The organism is Parvibaculum sp. (assembly GCF_035511255.1).
Classification (GTDB): Bacteria; Pseudomonadota; Alphaproteobacteria; order Parvibaculales; family Parvibaculaceae; genus Parvibaculum.
Genome location: NZ_DATKFR010000399.1, coordinates 1 through 2,834 on the forward strand (window position 1 = coordinate 1; position 2,834 = coordinate 2,834).

The window sequence follows — 2,834 nt, forward strand, 5'->3', positions numbered from 1 at the left end:
AAGCTCCGGTTTCGGACGTCGAACGGGCGGGCAGCAATGTCCGCCCGTTTTCGTTTGACGGAACCACGATGCGCTTTGCGAGGTTATAGCGTGGCGCTAAGCTCGCGACGCGACAGGCGAATGGGCGATAGGCCAAAAAAATGGGGGAACCGATGCGTTTGCCGACGATGGCAAGAACTCTGTCCGGACTTCTGCTTCTCACCGCCATTGCGGGTGCGACGACGCCGGCCACGGCCGACGAGCGAGGGGACGGACGCGGCGGCTATGGGCGAGGGGGCGACGCCGTGCTCTATCGCGACGTCGGCTTCCGGGGAGGCTCTGTCCGTATCAATGGCGACATTTCCGATCTCGGCAGGCTCGGCGTCAACGATGCGGCCTCGAGCATTTCGATCCGGGGCGGCGCCTGGCAGCTTTGTGAGGACGTCAACTATCGCGGACGATGTGTGATCGTCGGCAGGGACGTCGCCGATTTCCGAAAGATCGGCCTCAACGATAAGATCTCCTCCATGCGCCGTGTCGACGATTATCGCGGCGGCGGCATGCGGGATCGGGACGGGCTCACCGTCTTCCGGGATACGCAGTTCTCGGGCGGCGCCAAGAGCATCGATGGCGATATCGCCGATCTCCGCGATATCGGTATCAATGACGCGATTTCGAGCCTCCGGGTCGGCTACGGCGTCTGGGCGGTCTGCGAGGATATCCACTTCAGGGGCCGATGCCTCACCGTCGACAGGGATATTTCCGATCTCGGGCGCTTCGGCCTCAACGACCGGATTTCGTCGATCAGGCGCATCCGCTGATCTTATCCCCGGTCTCCGGACCTCATGCATCATGCGGGCGGACGCAAAGTCCGCCCGTTTTGCTTTCGGGCGCCCCACTTGCTCCGAAGACGGAAGTGAATTAATGTTATCCATTAATTCGGGGAAGAGGATGAGACCGATGAGACCGATGGGACGAAAGACAAGGTTTGCCGCGATTGCCGTGGCGGTTCTGATTGCGCTGGGCCTGGCGGGTTTCGCGGCCGTCTGGACCATGCCCGCCTTGCAGGATGGGCTGGCGAAACGCGCCGTTGCCGGGCGGCTAGCCGCCGGAGACAAGTCGGCGCTGCTCACCGACAAGGCGCTTCACATCGTGCTGTGCGGCACAGGCTCGCCCATGCCCGATCCGGTTCGGGCCAATGCCTGCACCGCGGTCGTCGCCGGTGGGCACATTGTCATCATCGACACGGGCCCCGGCTCCTGGTCGAAATTCTCGCAGATGCGGTTGCCTGCGGGCGCGATCGATGCGGTGCTGTTTACGCATCTCCATTCCGACCATATCGGCGCGCTCGGCGAGTTCGCCGTACAGAGCTGGATCGCGGGACGCAAGACACCGCTCGATGTCTTCGGCCCGGGCAAGCCGGAAGAGATCAAGCCGCCGCTCGACGCCGAGGGCGATGCCTATGGCGTCAGCGGAACGGCGGACGTCGTGCGCGGCTTCGCGCTCGCCTATGATTCCGATTCAGGTTTCCGGATCGCCCATCACGGCACGGATTATCTCAATCCGGAAGGCGCGCGTCTTGTCGCGCATGAGGTCGCCAAGCCTGCATTGGGTAGCGCCGTCACCGTGTTCGACAAGGACGGGCTGAAGATCTCGGCTTTCCTCGTCAATCACCATCCGGTGGAGCCCGCCTTCGGCTATCGTGTCGAATATCAGGGCCGCGTCGTCATCGTTTCGGGCGACACGAAGAAGAACGAAAATCTCGCTCTGTTCGCGAAGGATGCCGATGTTCTCGTTCATGAAGCTCTCAATGCCGACATGGCGAGGACCATTGCGGAGGGGCTCGATCATTCCGGTACTCCGCGCCTCGCCAAGATGGTGCGTGACACGATCGACTACCACACCTCGCCGGTCGAGGCGGCGGAGATCGCGCGCGATGCGAAGGTCAAACTTCTCGTCTTCACGCATCTGGTGCCGCCTCTGCCCAATGCGCTCATGCGGCATATGTTTCTGCGCGGCGTTTCAGAGGTCCGGGGCGAGGGTGAGACAGTGCTTGGATATGACGGGTTGATGATCTCGCTGCCCGGGGGATCGACGACGATCGAGACATCGGACCTCCTTCGCTAGCCTCCGTCATCCAAGAGGCCGACGAAGTCCCGAATATCCGCGGGCTGCAATTCCGGGAAAGCCGGTTCCGCTTTCCCGGAATTGCTCCGGCGGATACGAAGTCTCAGCGTTCGACGGTCGACTGCAGCGCCGGTTCGTGAGCGACGGCACGTGGGTGCGGCATGTAATTCGGCCATTTGCGGTCGTCGGGCATATGATACTGCTGCGCGTAGAACATGTGGTGCGCGGTCTGCGTCAGCGCGATCGCTTCGTTGAGGGTTTCGGCGTCCGGCTTTTCGGGTTTCAGCGGCGTCAAGCCCGCCTCGAACGTGTAGCCCTTGGCCGGCGCGCGCGGTTCCAGCACCGCGACATGGCCTGGCCGTCCGAAGGCGATCGAAAAATTATGCGCGGCGGAAATCCAGCCGCCATTCAGCGGCACGTGACGCAGATCCTTGCCGAAGAACGGGCTCATATAGGAAAAGCCGAGTTCGCCGAGCAAGGTCGGGATGAGGTCGATCTGGGCGCCGAGCGTCTCGATCCTTTTCGGTGCAATGTGCTTCGGAGCATAGATGATGATCGGGATGCGCATGTCCTGCAGCGGCACTTGCGCGGCGCCGTTGATCTTCTCGCTATGGTCGGCGACGAAAACGAAGACGGTATCGTCGAACCAGGCATGGGCGCGGGCGCGTTCGATGAAATCGCCATAGGCCCAGTCGGCATAGCGCGCCGAGTTCTCGCGGTTCTGAAGC

The 2,834-nt window shown here is 62.4% G+C and carries 3 protein-coding genes; 2 read left to right on the forward strand and 1 reads right to left on the reverse strand.

Annotated elements, in window-relative coordinates; translation table 11 throughout:
* The first annotated feature begins 152 nt into the window (after nucleotides 1-152).
* Together VMR03_RS15355 and VMR03_RS15360 are read left to right on the forward strand one after the other, a co-directional pair.
* Nucleotides 153-800, forward strand: a complete 648-nt coding sequence (locus tag VMR03_RS15355; protein ID WP_325406751.1) for a beta/gamma crystallin-related protein — start codon at nucleotides 153-155, stop codon at nucleotides 798-800.
* Between the two features lie 148 nt (nucleotides 801-948).
* Entirely contained in the window at nucleotides 949-2,106 is a 1,158-nt protein-coding gene (locus tag VMR03_RS15360; protein WP_325406753.1) for an MBL fold metallo-hydrolase, read from the forward strand.
* 103 nt (nucleotides 2,107-2,209) lie between these two features.
* Here VMR03_RS15360 and VMR03_RS15365 read toward each other — a convergent pair.
* Nucleotides 2,210-2,834 (reverse strand): LTA synthase family protein (locus VMR03_RS15365; protein WP_325406755.1); only part of this gene is annotated, 625 nt, incomplete at its 5' end.